Origin of the sequence: Thalassovita litoralis, assembly GCF_900182725.1 — a bacterium.
GTDB classification, from domain to species: Bacteria; Pseudomonadota; Alphaproteobacteria; order Rhodobacterales; family Rhodobacteraceae; genus Thalassobius; species Thalassobius litoralis.
The window spans coordinates 1-16,958 of sequence record NZ_FXTO01000029.1; the positions used below are offsets into that span (position 1 = coordinate 1).

The 16,958-nt window shown below is 59.9% G+C and carries 16 protein-coding genes; 4 read left to right on the forward strand and 12 right to left on the reverse strand.

Features of this window, described 5'->3' with window-relative positions; translation table 11 throughout:
- Nucleotides 1–549 precede the first annotated feature (549 nt).
- The 4 genes from eno to FN828_RS16100 form a co-directional block, all read right to left on the reverse strand.
- Nucleotides 550–1,824: a phosphopyruvate hydratase gene (eno, locus tag FN828_RS16085; protein ID WP_142494442.1), complete on the reverse strand. Its 1,275-nt coding sequence runs from the start codon at nt 1,822–1,824 to the stop codon at nt 550–552.
- A 121-nt stretch (nt 1,825–1,945) separates the two neighbouring features.
- Nucleotides 1,946–2,833 carry a DMT family transporter gene (locus FN828_RS16090; protein WP_142494443.1) on the reverse strand — a complete coding sequence of 296 codons (888 nt, stop codon included), beginning with the start codon at nt 2,831–2,833 and terminating at the stop codon, nt 1,946–1,948.
- 138 nt (nt 2,834–2,971) lie between these two features.
- The gene (locus tag FN828_RS16095) at nt 2,972–3,862 is read right to left on the reverse strand and encodes a restriction endonuclease (protein ID WP_142494444.1); all 891 of its coding nucleotides are present in this window, start codon (nt 3,860–3,862) and stop codon (nt 2,972–2,974) included.
- Nucleotides 3,863–3,937: 75 nt separating this feature from the next.
- On the reverse strand, nt 3,938–4,354 hold the full coding sequence (locus FN828_RS16100; RefSeq protein ID WP_142494445.1) for a Fur family transcriptional regulator: 417 nt from the start codon (nt 4,352–4,354) through the stop codon (nt 3,938–3,940).
- A gap of 345 nt (nt 4,355–4,699) precedes the next feature.
- On the opposite strand from FN828_RS16100, the gene FN828_RS16105 reads away from it, so the two are divergent.
- Nucleotides 4,700–5,998, forward strand: coding sequence for a DEAD/DEAH box helicase (locus FN828_RS16105; protein WP_235891507.1), 1,299 nt, complete (start codon nt 4,700–4,702; stop codon nt 5,996–5,998).
- 141 nt (nt 5,999–6,139) lie between these two features.
- Here FN828_RS16105 and FN828_RS16110 read toward each other — a convergent pair whose 3' ends face one another.
- The 3 genes from FN828_RS16110 to FN828_RS16120 form a co-directional block, all read right to left on the reverse strand.
- Nucleotides 6,140–6,982 carry a PhzF family phenazine biosynthesis protein gene (locus FN828_RS16110; protein WP_142494446.1) on the reverse strand — a complete coding sequence of 281 codons (843 nt, stop codon included), beginning with the start codon at nt 6,980–6,982 and terminating at the stop codon, nt 6,140–6,142.
- On the reverse strand, nt 6,979–8,247 hold the full coding sequence (locus FN828_RS16115; RefSeq protein WP_142494447.1) for a cation:proton antiporter: 1,269 nt from the start codon (nt 8,245–8,247) through the stop codon (nt 6,979–6,981). The genes FN828_RS16110 and FN828_RS16115 overlap by 4 nt, the downstream gene beginning before the upstream one ends.
- 63 nt (nt 8,248–8,310) lie before the next feature.
- Nucleotides 8,311–9,021, reverse strand: a complete 711-nt coding sequence (locus tag FN828_RS16120; RefSeq protein ID WP_142494448.1) for an endonuclease/exonuclease/phosphatase family protein — start codon at nt 9,019–9,021, stop codon at nt 8,311–8,313.
- Nucleotides 9,022–9,059: 38 nt separating this feature from the next.
- On the opposite strand from FN828_RS16120, the gene FN828_RS16125 reads away from it, so the two are divergent.
- Nucleotides 9,060–9,695, forward strand: coding sequence for a hypothetical protein (locus FN828_RS16125; protein WP_142494449.1), 636 nt, complete (start codon nt 9,060–9,062; stop codon nt 9,693–9,695).
- A 42-nt stretch (nt 9,696–9,737) separates the two neighbouring features.
- Nucleotides 9,738–10,625, forward strand: coding sequence for a DMT family transporter (locus FN828_RS16130; RefSeq protein ID WP_142494450.1), 888 nt, complete (start codon nt 9,738–9,740; stop codon nt 10,623–10,625).
- Nucleotides 10,626–10,708: 83 nt separating this feature from the next.
- Here FN828_RS16130 and FN828_RS16135 read toward each other — a convergent pair whose 3' ends face one another.
- From FN828_RS16135 to mazG, 5 genes are all read right to left on the reverse strand, one after another.
- Nucleotides 10,709–12,130, reverse strand: a complete 1,422-nt coding sequence (locus FN828_RS16135; protein ID WP_142494451.1) for a protein adenylyltransferase SelO — start codon at nt 12,128–12,130, stop codon at nt 10,709–10,711.
- Nucleotides 12,131–12,185: 55 nt separating this feature from the next.
- On the reverse strand, nt 12,186–12,632 hold the full coding sequence (locus FN828_RS16140; RefSeq protein ID WP_142494452.1) for a GNAT family N-acetyltransferase: 447 nt from the start codon (nt 12,630–12,632) through the stop codon (nt 12,186–12,188).
- On the reverse strand, nt 12,629–13,570 hold the full coding sequence (locus FN828_RS16145) for a nucleoside hydrolase (RefSeq protein ID WP_142494453.1): 942 nt from the start codon (nt 13,568–13,570) through the stop codon (nt 12,629–12,631). Before FN828_RS16145 ends, FN828_RS16140 begins: the two co-directional genes overlap by 4 nt.
- 228 nt (nt 13,571–13,798) lie before the next feature.
- Complete coding sequence (locus tag FN828_RS16150) at nt 13,799–14,812, reverse strand: Fe(3+) ABC transporter substrate-binding protein (RefSeq protein ID WP_142494454.1); 1,014 nt, start codon at nt 14,810–14,812, stop codon at nt 13,799–13,801.
- Between the two features lie 84 nt (nt 14,813–14,896).
- A complete protein-coding gene (mazG, locus tag FN828_RS16155; protein WP_142494455.1) occupies nt 14,897–15,727 on the reverse strand; it encodes a nucleoside triphosphate pyrophosphohydrolase in 831 nt (276 codons plus the stop codon).
- 63 nt (nt 15,728–15,790) lie between these two features.
- Between mazG and FN828_RS16160 the strand changes: the two genes are divergently transcribed.
- On the forward strand, nt 15,791–16,951 hold the full coding sequence (locus FN828_RS16160; RefSeq protein WP_142494456.1) for a M20 aminoacylase family protein: 1,161 nt from the start codon (nt 15,791–15,793) through the stop codon (nt 16,949–16,951).
- Nucleotides 16,952–16,958: the final 7 nt, after the last annotated feature.

The following is a 16,958-nucleotide window of genomic DNA, read 5'->3' on the forward strand; positions in this document are numbered from 1 at the left end:
GGGAAAGAACGGTCGCAGCCGCGCCATCTGTTCGTCGGTCAGCCAAAATAGATTGCTCATGATACCCCCTGAAAGTTTGGGGATTTGAAGCATGCGACCAATGCGATCTCAAGCCGATTAATGGGTCCTGAGCCTAGGGTGGGCTGTGCTGTGATCGGCAACATGTGGGGGCAGATGCCGGGCCGGGGCTGGCTGGGCAACGGACAGGGCCAGTATCAGGGCCGGGACAAAGATCGGCCAAGAGGGAACCACCCGCGAAATGCAGGCAGCCCGAGACAAAGGGGCGGAGTGGCGCATGGTGAATGGGCGGCGAATGCCGTTCCTGTGCTGTTTCGGTTTTCCCCACCCGAAACACTGTCATTACAGTCTATTCCACGAACCGTTTTCGCAAGGAAATGTTCCCTCCATAGGGGAATAAATTTCAAATAAATCTATCCTGAGGTTAATGACTTCTGTCGCCGAAAATTGTCCTCATCCGCGCAACAAAAATCGCACAAAGAAAAGGCCCGCCAGATTGGCGGGCCTTTATTCGGGTCCGTCGAACCAAGATTATTTCAGGATCGAACGGCCTGCATATTCGGCGGTTTCGCCCAGCAGTTCTTCGATGCGGATCAGTTGGTTGTATTTCGCCAGCCGGTCCGAACGCGCCAGCGATCCGGTCTTGATCTGGCCGCAGTTGGTGGCAACTGCCAGATCGGCAATCGTTGCATCCTCGGTTTCGCCCGAACGGTGCGACATCACATTGGTATACCGTGCGCGATGGGCCATATCGACGGCCTTCAGGGTTTCGGTCAGCGATCCGATCTGGTTCACCTTCACCAACATCGAGTTGGCAACACCCTGCGCGATACCATCGGCCAGACGGGCGGGGTTGGTCACGAACAGGTCATCACCGACCAGTTGCACCTTGTCGCCGATTTTATCGGTCAGCAGTTTCCAGCCCGCCCAGTCGTCCTCGGCCATGCCGTCTTCGATGGAAATGATCGGATAGTCATTGCAAAGCTCGGCCAGATAGTCGGCGTTTTCTTCGGATGTCAGCGATTTGCCTTCGCCTTTCATCTCGTACTTGCCGTCTTTGTAATATTCGGTCGAGGCGCAATCGAGCGCCAGATAGATATCTTCGCCCGGCTTGTACCCGGCCTTTTCGATCGACGCCAGAATCAGGTCCAGCGCGGCGCGGGTCGATTCCAGATTGGGGGCAAAACCACCTTCGTCGCCCAGCCCGGTGTTGTGGCCTGCGGCGGTCAGTTCCTTTTTCAGGGTGTGGAACACCTCGGAGCCCATGCGCACGGCATCACGGATATTCGTGGCCGAAACGGGCATGATCATGAATTCCTGAATGTCGATGGGGTTGTCGGCATGTTCGCCGCCGTTGATGATGTTCATCATCGGAACCGGCAGAACACGGGCCGAGGTGCCGCCGACATAGCGGAACAGCGGTTGCGCGGTGAAATCGGCGGCTGCCTTGGCGCAGGCCAGCGACACACCCAGAATGGCGTTTGCGCCCAAACGGCCCTTGTTGGGGGTGCCGTCCAGTTCGATCATCGCCATGTCGATGGCAACCTGTTCGGTCACGTCGAAACCCACCAGAGCCTCGGCGATTTCGCCGTTCACGGCAGCGACGGCTTCCAGCACGCCCTTGCCCATGTAGCGGGATTTATCGCCGTCACGTTTTTCCACGGCTTCGTGTGCGCCGGTCGATGCGCCCGACGGAACAGCAGCGCGGCCCATGGTGCCGTCTTCCAGGATCACGTCCACCTCGACGGTGGGGTTGCCGCGGCTGTCCAGAATTTCGCGGGCGTGGATGTCGATAATGGTGCTCATTGGGTCGTTTCCCTTTTGCAAAAGCCGTTTGATCGGGCTTTTACGGCGGGAACCGCCCGGTGAAAAGGCCCAGCAGGGACGTTTGCGCAAACGGTGGGAAATTGCCGCGCTTGTGCGTGTTTTAGGTGGCAATCTTCGGGGCATAGCGGGCCGCAAGGCGGCGTTCGCGCAGATAGGTATACAGCCCCGATCCGATAATCAGCGCCGACCCCACATAGGTCATCAGGTCAGGCTGTTCGCTGAACATCATCATGCCAAGGATGATGGAAAAGATCAGGCGCGTATACCGGAACGGGGTGATCGCGGCGGCATCGCCAGTGCGTGTGGCGGTCACAATGGCATAATAACCCAGAACCCCGCACACCATCGCAGCCGCCAGTTGCCCAGCCTGAACGGTATTCGGCAGGGCGGGCAGGTCCGTTTTCGCCAGCATCAGGAACGGGCCGACAACCGCCAGCGCGGCAAAGCCATGAAAGCTGACCACAAAGCTGGACATATCCGACGGCAACCGGCGCGAGATCAGATCCCGCGTGGCAATCCCCGCCACGGCCCCCAACACGATCAAGGACGCGGGGTTAAACCCGGCCATGCCGGGACGAATGATCAACAGAACCCCGCAGAACCCAACCAGAATGGCGCTCCAACGCCGCCAGCCCACCTGTTCGCCCAGAAACAGCGCCGCGCCAAGGGTGATCGCCAGCGGTGTAGCCTGAAACACGGCGGCCACCGTGGACATCGGCACCAGCGACAAAGAGGTGATAAAGAAACAGGCCCCGACCCCTTCGGCAATGGTGCGGATCAGCAGGGCGCGGTTCGTGAACAGGGGCGGCAACAGCCTGTGCCCCTTGGCGCGGGCAATCGTGCCAAAGATTGCGGCCCCGCCGACCCCCAACAGGCACATGACCTGCCCGGTGGGCAGATTTTGAGTCAGGGCTTTGACAAACATATCTTCGGTTGCAAAGGCCAGCATTGCCAAAACGACCAGAATGATCCCGCGCAAATTATACATGTTGAATTCCCATTCGCCTGAACGCCGCTGTAGTGCGGGCGTGGGCGAAGGTAAAGGATCGTCAGACGCCGCAGGAATGCGTCCAGTGCATAGCCGGGTGTCACCTTCCGATTATAAAAAATAATCCTCGTCTACTGATCAGATGACGTAAGTTTTACGAGTGCGAACGCCTACGTCATGTTCGATCATGAGGTCTGCAAGACGATAGCCGTTAATTAATACAATCCTCTGCGGGACACGACTGATGTAGTCTTTAGCGTCACGTGAAAAATCGGACGTAGTGACGAAAACCCCTTTTGTCGCTCCTTCGCCGTTTAAAGATCCAACAAATCGCTGAATGTCTGGTCGACTGATTTTGTTTTCGGGAGCGTAGCGTTTGGCCTGAATGTACACGGCGTCCAAGCCAAGGGCATCTTCGTGGATGATACCATCAATTCCGGCGTCGCCAGTCATTGCTGTCATGTGGGTGTTTTCTAATCTTCCCCCACCAAACCCCATTACTGAAAGCAGGTCTAGAATGACACGTTCGAAGCGTTGGGGCGTCAGTTCCAGCAGCAATGCAAGTAGATCGTCCCGAAGTGATGTTTGCATCAGTCGGGTGGCCGCCTCAATAGCGTCCTCTGGCGTCTGTGAGGCTTCCAGTAGATCACGATCTTGGCTCTGGCTATTGACTTGTCCTGAGGGAGTGTTTTGTTCACGCCAGTCAGCGAATGTATCGAATTGTGCCAAAATGGTATTGTCAATTCGATCAGGGTGCTGAGCCAAGAGCGATTTACCTGCCTTGGTAATTTCGTGGCAGTTACGTCTGGGCGATGTGAGCAGACCTGCTTTGGATAGATAGGTTCTTGCCCAGTGCGCGCGGTTCCCTAGAACGGTCATTCGTCCGCTTGGCAGTAATTCTTGGGCTTCTTCATCTGTTATGGAGAATTGTTCCTGTAGAGCAGGCAGACACTCTGACACGTTTTCTGCGCCATCCGCGATCAGCTTCAATACGGGTAGCATTAATGTTTGATAGTCGGGAATAGTCATACTAGCTCTGTGGTTTGAATTTTAGAGATAATACTCAAGCCAAAGCAGGATCAGCAACCAAAAGCTGTTGTTATCTTATTGCGGTTTCTTAACCGGAACCCCGTATAGTTCCAGCTTATGCCCCTTCAGCGTATACCCCAGCTTGGCCGCGATTTTTTCCTGAAGCGCCTCAATCTCTGGGTCGCAAAATTCGATGACGGCGCCGGTGGTCATGTCGATCAGGTGGTCATGGTGATCGCGTTCGGCATCTTCGTAGCGTGCGCGCCCGTCGCCGAATTCCAGCTTGTCCAGAATGCCCGCTTCTTCGAACAGTTTGACTGTCCGGTAAACCGTGGCCAGCGAAATCCCGGAATCACGGGCCGATGCGCGGGCATACAGTTCTTCGACATCGGGGTGGTCGTCCGAATCTTCCAGAACGGCGGCGATGGTCCGGCGTTGGCCGGTCATGCGCAGGCCAATAGCCTCGCAGCGGGCGGTGATTGTTTCGGTCATGGCGGTTTCCATCGTGTTTCAACCTTTGTAAGGCGGTCGAACCCGTATTTCCAGCCGGGAACGACATGGGCGTGGTGGCGAAATGGCTTGACTTCGCGGGGGGACGCCCCCATGTGGCGGTGAAGCGATGCCCTCTGCCGCGTGAGCAGGGGCGCAAGTGGGGCCAGATGCCCCGCGTCACGGGGTATCGCCACAGGATTTCCCAAAATCACGCGTGGGATTGGCTGATCGGCGGCACATAGGCACGAGGCATATGGCGCAGCGACCGGCAGCAACCACGAGGCCCGCCGCAAGGGGCGGTCGGGCAATCGGCCATGCTTTTGCGTGGTCAGAAGGAACAGACGTTTGAACCAATTTGAAATGATGGGTCTTGCACCCAAGCTGGTCGCCCGTATCGAAGCGATGGGGCTGACCGAACCGACCCCGATCCAAAGCCGCGCCATTCCGCTGGCGCTGGAAGGGCGCGACGTGATGGGGCTGGCGCAGACCGGCACCGGCAAGACCGCCGCCTTTGGCCTGCCGCTGGTGGAACTGATGGCGGGGCAGGGGAAACCGCTGCCCAAAACGGTGCGGGCGCTGGTGCTGGCTCCCACGCGGGAACTGGCGAAACAGATCGCGGACACGCTGGCGGCTTTTGTTCAGGGAACACCGATGAAGGTGGCGCTGGTGGTCGGCGGGGCGTCGATCAATGCGCAAAGCAAGCGGCTGGAACGCGGGGCGGATATTCTGGTGGCCACGCCGGGGCGTCTGATGGACCTGATGGACCGCAAGGCGCTCAGCCTGCGCGAGGCCAAGTTTCTGGTGCTGGACGAGGCCGACCAGATGCTGGATCTGGGCTTTATCCATGCCCTGCGCAAGATCGCGCAAATGCTGCCCGAAGAACGCCAGACCATGCTGTTTTCCGCCACGATGCCGAAACAGATGGCTGAAATCGCCGAAGCATACCTGAGCAATCCCATGCGGGTGCAGGTCAACCCTCCGGGTAAGGCGGCGGATAAGATTGACCAGTCGGTGCATTTCATCGCCAAGGCGGAAAAAACCAATCTGCTGGTGGAATTGCTGGATACCCATCGCGATGAACTGGCGGTGGTGTTCGGGCGCACCAAACACGGGATGGAACGGCTAAGCCGGATGCTGGAAAAAGCAGGCTATGCCGCTGTGGCCGTGCATGGCAACAAAAGCCAAGGGCAGCGTGAACGGGCAATTTCGGCGTTTAAATCGGGCGAGGCGAAGATCCTTGTCGCCACCGATGTGGCGGCGCGGGGCTTGGATATTCCCGATGTGAAACACGTCTATAACTATGAACTGCCGAATGTGCCGGAAAACTATGTTCACCGTATCGGTCGTACCGCGCGGGCGGGCAAGGACGGCAAGGCCGTGGCCCTGTGTGCGCCAGATGAAATGGACCTGTTGAAGGACATCCAAAAGGCGATGAAACTGACGATCCCGGTAGCCTCGGGCCGCCCGTGGGAAGCGATGCCCGGCGAGGCCAAACCCGGTAACGGCGGCGGTGCGCGGCGTGGCGGTAAGCCCGGCATGGGGCGCGGTGGCCGTGGTGGCGCTGGCGGGGCCGAAGGCAAACCCGGCGGCCCGCGTCGGCGTCGTGGCCCGTCGCAAAAACGCAGCGCCCGCAAACAGGCGTAACGCGGCGGTTTCGATCTTTCACTTATGAAACAGGGGGCGGGTGCGTCCCCTGTTTTTTTGGCGCGGCCCTGCTTTCATCTTGCCAAAAATACTCAGATCGCAGGTCCAGCCACAGGCGCGCGGTCCATCAGGTGCGGCAGGTCAAACCCGCAAATTCCCCTCCATCGTCACAACGGTCTGCCCGGAAACGGTGACAGCGGTCCCGTTGGTTTGCAGTGTGATACGGCTGGGGCGGCCCATGTCTTCGCCTTGATGCAACACCAGCGACAGGTCGCGGTTTTCGATCCGGGCCAGCAATGCCGCCAGTGTTGCCGCCGCGCTGCCAGTGGCGGGGTCTTCGGGGATGTTATCCAGCGGGGCGAACATGCGGGCGTGGATCGTGTTTTCCTGCCGGACATAGACCATCTGGGCAAAATCCAGCCCCGCCGGGAAAAGCGTCGCCCCGTCACGAAAGGCGCTGATATCCGTGCTGATGCGGGACAGGGCGGCGCGATCTGTGACCTCGGTCAGGGTAAAGGGCAGGCCAAGCGTGGCCAGAACCGGCGGGTGGGTGTCGGTTTTCACATCAGCCGTGGACAGGCCCAAGGCCCGCGCCACCAGCGCAATATCGGGGGTGCCGATCTGTTGCAGCGGAACGGCGGTGGTAAACCGGGCCTGTTGCGGTGTGGCATGGGCGTGCAGCGGCCCAACGCCCAATTCCAGTACCATGTCCGGGCCATGCCCCGCCTGCGCCAGCGCCACAGCGGTGCCGATGGTCGGATGCCCGGCAAAGGGCACTTCTGTCGTTGGGGTGAAAATGCGGATTTTCGCAGTATGGGCGGGATCGTCCGGCGGATACACAAAGGTGGTTTCCGAGAAATTGAATTCACGCGCAATCCGTTGCAGCGCCGGTTCAGGCAACCGGGTGGCATCGGGAATTACAGCCAGTTGGTTGCCGCCAAATGGCTGATCGGTGAACACGTCCAGAACAAGGTATCGGGTCATCCTGTGGGCAGCTCCGGTTCGCGGCCTACCTTGGCGGCCAGTTTGGCCACGGTCAGCCCTTGTACGATGATGGAAAAGACCACGACCAGATAGGTCGCCGTCAGGATCAGCGGTTTCCAGTCGCCATCTGGCAGCGACAGGGCCAGCGCAACGGAAATGCCGCCCTTTAATCCGCCCCATGTCATGATCGGGATCACACCGGGGCCGAATTGGCGCGGGCCGCCCAAAAGCAGGATCGGAATGGCAACCGCCGCCAGCCGGGCCACCAGTGCCAGTGCAATCGCCAGCACCCCGGCTGTCAGATACGATGTGTCAAAGGCCACGGCGAACACCTCGAACCCGATCAGCAAGAACAGCACGGCGTTCAGGATTTCGTCGATCAGTTTCCAGAACGCATCGACATAGCGGCGGGTTTCTTCGGACATGCCGTGTTTTGCGCCGATGTCGCCAATCAGCAGACCCGCACAGACGGCCATGATCGGGGCTGACACATGCAGCGCCACCGCCAGTTCATAGCCACCAAAGGCCAGCCCCAGTGTCAGCAACACCTCTAGCGAATAATCGTCGATCAGGCGCATGACGCGAAAGACCAGCCAGCCCAGCACGATGCCCAGCACCGCGCCGCCCACTGCTTCTTGTACAAACAGGGTGGTGGCAAATTCGATCTGGCTTTGGTGGCCCGCGCCATGCCCCCCGCCAATCGCGGGAAAGGCCATCGCCACAAGGACCAGATACACCACATAGCCCACCCCGTCGTTAAACAGGGATTCCCCGGCGATTTTGGTTTCCAGCGATTTGCGCAGGCTGGCTTCGCGCAGGACCCCCATAACGGCAACCGGATCGGTGGGGGAAATCAGCGCGCCGAATACCAGTGCCACAATCAGCGGCATTCCGGTCAGCCAGCTAAAGCCAACCCCGACAATGGCGGTGGACAGGCCCACACCCAGCGTTGCCATCAGCACCACGATTTTCCATTGCGCCCGCAGATCGGCCAGCTTCACATGCAGCGCCCCGGCGAACAGCAACAGGCCCAGCATCCCTTCTAGCAAGGCATCGGAAAAGTCGATGCCAAGGACCACGCGGCGGGCAGTGTCGGCCATGCCAAGCTGCGGCGCGAACAGGTCCAGCACCAGCACGGAAACCGATGCCAGCAGCGATACCACAAGAATGCCAATGGCCGAGGGCAGCTTCAGAAACAGATAGTTGACCGCGCCAAAAGCACCGGCCAGCACGATCAACAACGAGGTGATTTGCAAAAAGGTCATTGGGAAAATTCCGCTATGGGTTTGTCGTGGGCTAGCACGGATCGCGGGTTCGGTGAAGCGTGTTCATTCCGTGGTCGGGCGTTGTGCCAGATCGGCCCAAACGGGCAGGTGATCGCTGGTGACGCGGGCGGGTTGCGCCAGATGGGTGCCAGTCTGGGTGGCTATCAGGTCCGGGGACAGGGCAAAGCGGTCCAACCGTGCCACCGGGCGCGGGGCCGGATAGCTGGGCCGGGTCAGCACAAATTCCAGCCCCGTGGCCGCGTGATCCATTGCCGCGACAGACCCCCATTCGTTCATATCCCCGGCCAGCACCGTGGGGCGGGGCGGTAAATCGGCCAGATAGCGGGAAATTGCCGCCATTTGCATGACGCGATAGCGCCGGATCAGGCCCAGATGGGTGCCGATCACGCGAAGCGGCCCGATCGGGGTGTCCAGCTCGGCCCGGATGGCCCCGCGCGGTTCCAGCCCCGGCAGGTCCAGATGCGCCGTGTCCTGCACCGTGATGTCCGGGCGCACCAGCATGGCGTTGCCGTGCCAACCCAACGATCCACCCGGCTGCCCAAAGGGCAGGATGCGCCATCCGTCATCCTCGATCATCGCATGGGGCAGGGCAGTGGGCCGGGGCGGCAGGCGTTTGTCGGCCTCTTGCAAGACAACGACTTGCGCCGACAGCGCCCCGATCACGGTCAGCGACCGATCCGGGCGGCGGCGCAAATCCATGCCGACGCATTTCTGAAGGTTGTAGCTTGCAATGCGTAGGGTCGGTGCGATCATGGGCGCATATCAGCATGGGCAGCAAAGGAAGTCACGGGATGTTCAAAGGTCAGGCATGGCTGACGCGCGTTGTCTGGGTGCTGTTGCTGATTTTGTCGGCAGGGGCAATGGCAACAGAGCTTTGGTCGCTGGCCTTTGTGTGTCTGGCGACTTTGGTGTTGTCTTATGCGCCGCTTTGGCTGGCGCGTTGGGCGCGGGTCGAGGTGCCGCCCGGTTTCGTCGCGGCCATTGTCCTTTTCGTGGCCGGGACGCTGTTTCTGGGCGAGGCGTTTGATTTCTATAACCGATTTTGGTGGTGGGATATCGCCATGCACGGCGGCAGCGCCGTTGGGTTCGGGCTGATTGGTTTTGTTCTGGTTTTCATGATGTTTCAGGGCGACCGATTTGCCGCGCCGCCGATTGCCGTGGCGTTCTTTGGGTTCTGTTTCGCATTGGCCGTCGGTGTCGTGTGGGAAATTTTTGAATTCGGCATGGATCAGGTTTTTGGGCTGAATATGCAGAAATCGGGGTTGATGGACACGATGGGCGACCTGATCATAGATACGTTTGGCGCATTGATCGGATCGACCGCAGGGTTTTTGTATCTGAAAGGGCAGGCGCTAGGTGGGTTGATGGGCGTGATTGACGAATTCGTCCGCCGCAATCCACACCTGTTCAAGCGGTTTCGGAAATAAATTCCATTGACGCCACCGCCAATTGCCCCTTGAGTGGCGCGCATGGAGCGCAAGGACAAAATGGACGCCTTCGGGGCGATTTCTTTGATCGTGTTCGGGGTCGTGTTGGCGCTGAATCAGGTCGTCGTGAAATTGGGCAATGGCGGGTTTCAGCCGGTCTTTATGGCCGGGGTCCGATCCGTTGGCGCGTTGGTCGTGCTGCTGATCTGGATGCGCGTGCGCGGTATCCGGCTGGAGTTTCGCAAAGGCACGATCTGGCCCGGTATCCTGCTGGGAACGTTGTTCGCACAGGAATTCGTGGCGCTGTTCTGGGCGCTGGACCGCACAACGGTGTCCCATGCCTCGTTGCTGTTTTACACGATGCCGGTGATCCTTTCGATTGCGGCGCATTTCCTGCTGCCGGGGGAACGGCTGACGCCGCGCCGGATCGTTGGATTGGGCTTTGCTATGGTGGGGGTTGCGTTGGTGCTGTCGGGGCAAGCGGGCGGACAGGCCAGCCTGCTGGGGGATCTTGTGGCCCTGACCGGAGCGTTCGGCTGGGCCGCGATTGCCCTGACGCTGCGATTGACAAAACTGCGCGAAATCCGCCCGGAAATGCAGCTTTTCTGGCAATTGTCGGTGTCGGCGGTGATCCTGCTGGCGGTGGCCCCGCTGTTTGGCCCCTTCCTGCGTGATCCGGGGCCGTGGCATTATGCCGGTCTGGGGTTCCAGATCATCGCGGTTGCCAGTTTCGGGTTCCTGTTCTGGGCCTTTCTGATCACCATTTACCCGGCTTCGGGTGTGGCCAGCTTTGCCTTTTTGACGCCGGTGCTAAGCGTCTGTCTGGGTTGGTTGCTGCTGAATGAAACTCTGGGGTGGAATGTGATTGCGGCTATGGTGATGGTGGCCGTGGGGATTGTGTTGATCAACCTGCCCAAACGCAAACGATAGCGCCCCGGTGCGCTGTCGGGATTTGGATATTTTGACCAGGAAAGAACCGTAGGACAGTGTCCCCCATCGCTGTGGCGTGGGGGTCAGGTGCCGCAAAAGGTTTGCTGGACGACCTCTTGTGGCATTGGCGGGCGGGTCAAATCCTGCGCCTGTGGCTGATCGCTAAAGGGCGTCGCCAGTACCGTCAGCAGGCGGTGGAACGGGGCCATGTCGCCCTGTTCGGCGGCTTGTATCATCTGCTCCACCCGATGATTGCGCGGGATAAAGGCGGGGTTCACCGCCTGCATGCGTTGCGCCGTATCGGTTTCACGTTGCAGCCGGGCCTGCCAACGCGGTTCCCAGACATCAAAGGCGGCTGGGTTGGTGAACTGATCCCGCGCGGCGGTGTTCGTGGCCAGCGCCCGGAATGTATTTGTGAAATCCGCCTGATTGTCCGCCATCATGCTAAGCAGATCAGTGATCAATGGCTCGTCTTCCGGGGTGGCGTGAGCCAGCCCGATTTTCTGGCCGAACGCCTGTAACCACGCGGTTTTGATCTGATCGGCCATGCCATGAATCGCGTCGGTAAAGGTTTTGATTGCCTCATCTGTGGCGGGCATCAGCGGCACAAGGCTGGTGGCCAGTTGCGCCATGTTCCACGCCAGAATATTGGCCTGATTGTCATAGGCATAGCGCCCGTGCTGGTCGATCGAGGAATAGACCGTGACCGGGTGATAGCTGTCCATAAAGGCCGCTGGGCCATAGTCGATGGTTTCGCCAGACAGGCTGGTGTTGTCGGTGTTCATGACCCCGTGAATGAACCCGACGGACAGCCATTTCACGACCAGATCAATCTGTCGCACGATCACGGCATTCAGAAATTCCAGCGCGGTTTCCGTTTCGGGGTAATGGCGTTGGCGGGTATAATCGAACAGGGTTTGCAGCGCTTCGGTGTCGCGGCGGGCGGCGAAATACTGGAACGTTCCCACGCGGATATGGCTGGCGGCCACGCGGGTCAGGATTGCGCCGGGCAGTTTTCGCTCGCGCAGGATGGTTTCGCCTGTGGTCACGGCGGCCAGCGCGCGGGTGGTGGGAATGCCAAGGGCAAACATTGCCTCGGACAACAGATATTCGCGCAGGACCGGCCCCAACCATGCCCGCCCATCGCCCCGGCGGGAATAGGGGGTGGGACCGGACCCTTTGAGCTGAATATCGCGGCGGTGCCCGTAGGGGTCGACCACTTCGCCCAGCAGGATCGCGCGGCCATCGCCCAGTTGCGGGGAAAACCCGCCGAATTGATGCCCGGCATAGGCCTGCGCCAGCGGGGCCGCCCCTTCGGGAACCAGATTACCGGCAAAGACCTGTGCCATTTCCGGGGGCGTGCCGGGGGTGATCCCCAGATCGGCGGCTAAGGCTTCGTTAAAGGCCAGAAGCGTAGGTGCCGCCACAGGCGTGGGATGCTGCCGGGTGTAAAACCGTGGCGGCAGGGTGGCATAGCTGTTGTCGAAAGGGATCAATATGGTCATGCGCTGGCAGATATGTCGACGAAACAGGAAGGCAAGCCGGGCGGGTGGGTTGAACTTAGGGGAGCAGCGTCATCAGCATATAATCCGCGCGGTCGCGGAACCGAAGCCTGCCGTAAAACCGGCGGGTTTTGTCATCATCGCGCTTTACTTCCAGATGCAACGCCTTCAACCCGGCCCCCGCCAGTGCCTTGGGGAGTGATGTCAAAACCTCGGACCCGATGCCGCGCCCACGCACGCCGGGGCGGATGAAAATCTCGTCCACGAACCCATCCATCCCGCCAAATTCCAGCGCCCAACCAAAGCTGATCACCACATAGCCGATGGGGGCGCGTTGTGGCCCGATCAGATAGGCCACCCCATGCGGTGATCCATCCAGCAGCGGTTCCAGTCCGGCGCGGCGGGTGGCGTCTGTCGTGTCAATTCCCTGTTCGGCATGAAAGGCCGTAATCATCGGCAACAGGCGGTCAATATCCTCGGGGCGGGCCAGATGCAGGGCTGTCATAGCAGCGCCAGCCGTTCTGTCAGCAGGGCAAAGAACCCATCCGCATCGACCCCGCCCATGAACATCGCGTTGGGCTTGCGGTCGCTGACGCGCCACCAGTCGGCCACGGTCATGCCCAGGGTCAGCTCTGACCGGGTTTCGATTTCCACGTTGATATGGCGGCCCGTGAATAAATCGGGCCGGATCAGATAGGCCGTCACACAGGGGTCGTGCAGTGGTGCGCCCAGACTGCCGTATTTTTCCTTGTCATAGCGTTCGAAAAATTCGGTCATTTGGGCCACGGCCTCGCCCACGCGGGTGTTCAGCGCACGGAATGCATCGTTGCGGGCCTGTGTGACCAGTGCCTTGTGGGTGACATCCAGCGGCATCACGGTCAGTTTCACGCCCGATCCGAACACGATCCTCGCGGCTTGCGGGTCGACATAGATATTGAATTCGGCGGCTGGGGTGATGTTGCCCACCTCGAAATAGGCCCCACCCATCAGCACGATTTCCCGCAGCCGGGTCACGATGTCGGGCGCTTTTTCAAAGGCCAAGGCGATATTGGTCAACGGTCCCAGCGGGCACAGCGTTACTGACCCGGCGGGTTCGGCGCGGATCGTGTCGATGATGAAATCCACCGCGTGCGCGGTCTGTAGCGGCATTTCAGGGTCGGGCAATACCGGCCCGTCCAGCCCGGTTTTGCCATGCACATGTTCCGCCGTAACCAGGTCCCGCCCCAATGGACGGTCGCATCCGGCAAAGACCTTTATATCGGGACGCCCGGCCAGTTCGCAAATCTTCCGCGCATTCAGCTCCGTCAAGGCCAAGGGCACGTTCCCGGCCACGGCGGTGATGCCCAGAACCTCGATCTCTTCGGGGCTGGCCAGCGCCAGAAGAATGGCTACGGCATCATCCTGTCCGGGGTCGGTGTCGATGATGATCCTGTGTTTCTGCATCTTATCGCTCCTGCTCTGGCGCCGACCCTGCCGCCTCTGCCCGCCAAAGTCCATATCCCAACCAAACCCGAACCAGTGCTGCATTGGTTCTTTCTTGGGGAAAATATCCTGGGGGGAATGCGCGCAGCGCAGGGGGGCAAAGCCCCCAACCCGCCCGCCGCAGGCGATCACCAATGAAAAGGGCGGACCCGTTACCGGACCCGCCCTCATTCACATATCCCAATCAGATTAGCCGTCGAAATCCACCGTTTCGGTCAGTTTCAGCGCAGCGGGGCGCAGTTTGGCCAAATCCATCAGGTTCACGCTGTCCGCAGTGAAGCTGCCCCAGCTTTTCACCAGATCACCGGGTTCCGATCCGGGGGCAATCGGGTATTCGTGGTTTGCCTCGGCATAGATTTTCTGCGCTTTGGGCGAGGACAGGAATTCCATCAGCTTCAGCGCGTTTTCCTTGTTGGGGGCGTATTTCGTCATGGCCACGCCGGAAATATTCACATGCGCGCCACCGTTTTCAAAGACCGGGAAAACGATGTTCACGCTTTCCGCCCATTCTTTTTGTTCGGGGTCTTCCAGCATTTCACCCATGTAATAGGTGTTGCCGATGGCGATGTCGCATTCCCCGGCCCAGATTGCCTTGACCTGCGCACGGTCGTTGCCCTGCGGTTTGCGGGCCAGATTGGCTTTGACGCCTTCCAGCCATGTTTTTGTGGCCTCTTCGCCGTGGTGGTGCAGATAGGCGGCGGTCAGCGCCACGTTATAGGCATGGGTGCCGGACCGGGTGCAGATGCGCCCCTTCCATTTCGGATCGGCCAAATCCTCATAGGTGGTGACTTCGCCGGGTTTGATGCGGTCCTTGCTGGCATAAACCACGCGGGCGCGGGTGGTCAGACCCCACCAGTGGCCTTCGGGGTCATGGAAAGCCGCAGGGACATTCGCGGCCAGCACATCGGAATGCACAGGCTGGGTCAGCCCAGCGTCGACCACGGCGGACAGGCGGGAAATATCCACGGTCAGCACCAGATCGGCGGGGCTGCGTTTGCCTTCGGCGTTCAGGCGTTCCACCATACCTTTGTTCAGATACGCGACATTGACGTTAATGCCGGTTTCTTCGGTGAAAGCATCGGTCAGCGGCTTCAGCAGTTCGGGCTGGCGGTAGGAATACAGGTTCACATCGGCGGCCAGTGCTGGCGCTGCAATCAGGGCGGCCAGCGCCCCGGCAAATACGGATTTCGGCGATACGAGCATTTAGGTTTCCCCTTGGGATGGTGCGTATATGCGAGCAGGCTTTAATCTGACTAAAACAGTCGGGTCAATACCTGATTATTTGAATCACCCTTTTGTGGCGGTTGCCCGCTGTTCCAGTTTTACCGCATCCCAAAGCGCATCCATTTCTTCCAGATCGGATTCTTCGGGGCGTTTGCCACGTTCGGCCAGCTTGGCTTCGACCCCCTGAAAGCGTTTGATAAACTTGGCATTTGCAGCCCGCAAAGCGGCCTCGGGTTCGATACCCAGATGACGGCCCAGATTGGCCATGACGAACAGCAGATCGCCAAATTCCTCTTCCACCTCGGTCTGGGTCAGGGTGTCGCGGGCCTCTTTCAGTTCGGCGGCTTCTTCGGCGATTTTGTCAATCACATTGTCGATGGCAGGCCAGTCGAATCCCACCCGCGCGGCGCGTTTTTGCAGCTTATACGCCCGCAACAGGGCGGGCAGCCCCACGGCGACCCCGTCCAGCGTGCCTTGCTGTGCCTTGCTGGCGCGTTCCTGCGCCTTGATGGCTTCCCAGTCCTGCGTTTGCTGTTCGGCGGATTTGTCACGGGATTCGTTGCCGAACACATGCGGATGCCGGGCGACCATCTTATCCGACATGGTGTCGGCCACCTGATCAAAGGTAAACAGCCCGCGTTCCGCCGCCATTTGGGCATGGAACACTGACTGGAACAGCAAATCGCCCAGTTCGCCCTTCAATTCATCCCATGCTTCGCGTTCGATCGCATCGGCGACCTCATAGGCTTCTTCGATCGTGTAGGGGGCGATGGTGGCGAAATCCTGTTCGATATCCCACGGGCAACCAGTCTGCGGATCACGCAGGCGGCGCATGATTTCCAGCAGGCGCGGCATTCCGCCGGTGGGGTTATGGATCAGGCTGTCATCGGGCATTGCGGCGGCTCCGTTATTGCGATTGAGTGGAAGACTGACGTTTTGGCCCAAAGGAGTCCACCCATGCCCGTCCTCAATCGTATCGCCGGTCTGTCCGAGGAAATGGCGACATGGCGGCAGCACCTGCACCAGCACCCGGAACTGGGGTTCGATCTGCATGAAACGGCGGATTTCGTGGCGGCGCGGCTGCGCGAATTTGGCGTGGATGAAATTCACACCGGCATCGCAACCACGGGCATTGTGGCCATCATCAACGGGCAAAAAGACGGGCCAACGGTGGGGCTGCGGGCGGATATGGACGCGCTGCCCATCGTAGAAGAAACCGGGGCCGACTATGCCTCGGTCAATGATGGTGTGATGCACGCCTGCGGCCATGACGGGCATACGACGATGTTGCTGGGCGCGGCGAAATACCTGTCGGAAACCCGCAATTTCGCGGGGCGCGTGGCGCTGATTTTCCAACCTGCCGAAGAAAATGGCGGCGGTGGCGGCGTGATGGTCGAAGAAGGCATTATGGACCGTTTCGACATTGAACAGGTCTATGCCCTGCACAACGCGCCCGGCTTTGCCGAGGGGCATTTTTTCACCACCCCCGGCCCGATCATGGCGGCGGTGGACACGTTCCATATCCATATCAAGGGCGTGGGCGGCCACGGGGCGATGCCGCATGACAGCCGCGATCCGGTGGTGGCGGCGGTGGGGATCGTGCAGGCGATCCAGACCATCAGCAGCCGCAACCATTATGCGCTGGACGATCTGGTGATCTCGGTCACGCAAATTCACACTGGCAGCGCGGAAAACATTATTCCCGAAACCGCCTATATCAATGGTACGGTGCGCACCTTTGATCCTGAAGTTCAGAAAATGGTGATGGCCCGGATGCAGGAAATTGTCAGCGGTATGGGACCGGCCTATGGTGTCACCGCCGACCTGAATTACGAGGTCTGGTATCCCGCCACGGTGAACGATGCGGACAAAACCGCCTTTGCCGCCACGGTCGCCCGCAATGTGGCCGGGGCCGATAACGTGGTGGACGATTATCCGCGCGAAATGGGGGCCGAGGATTTTTCCTATATGCTGAACGCGCGGCCCGGTGCCTATCTATTCCTGGGGGCAGGGCCGGGGGCGGGGCTGCACCAGCCGGGGTTCAATTTCAACGACAGGATCGCGCCGGTCGGGGCGTCGTTCTTTGCGCGGGTGGTGGAAACCGCGCTGCCGCTGTGATGGCTTG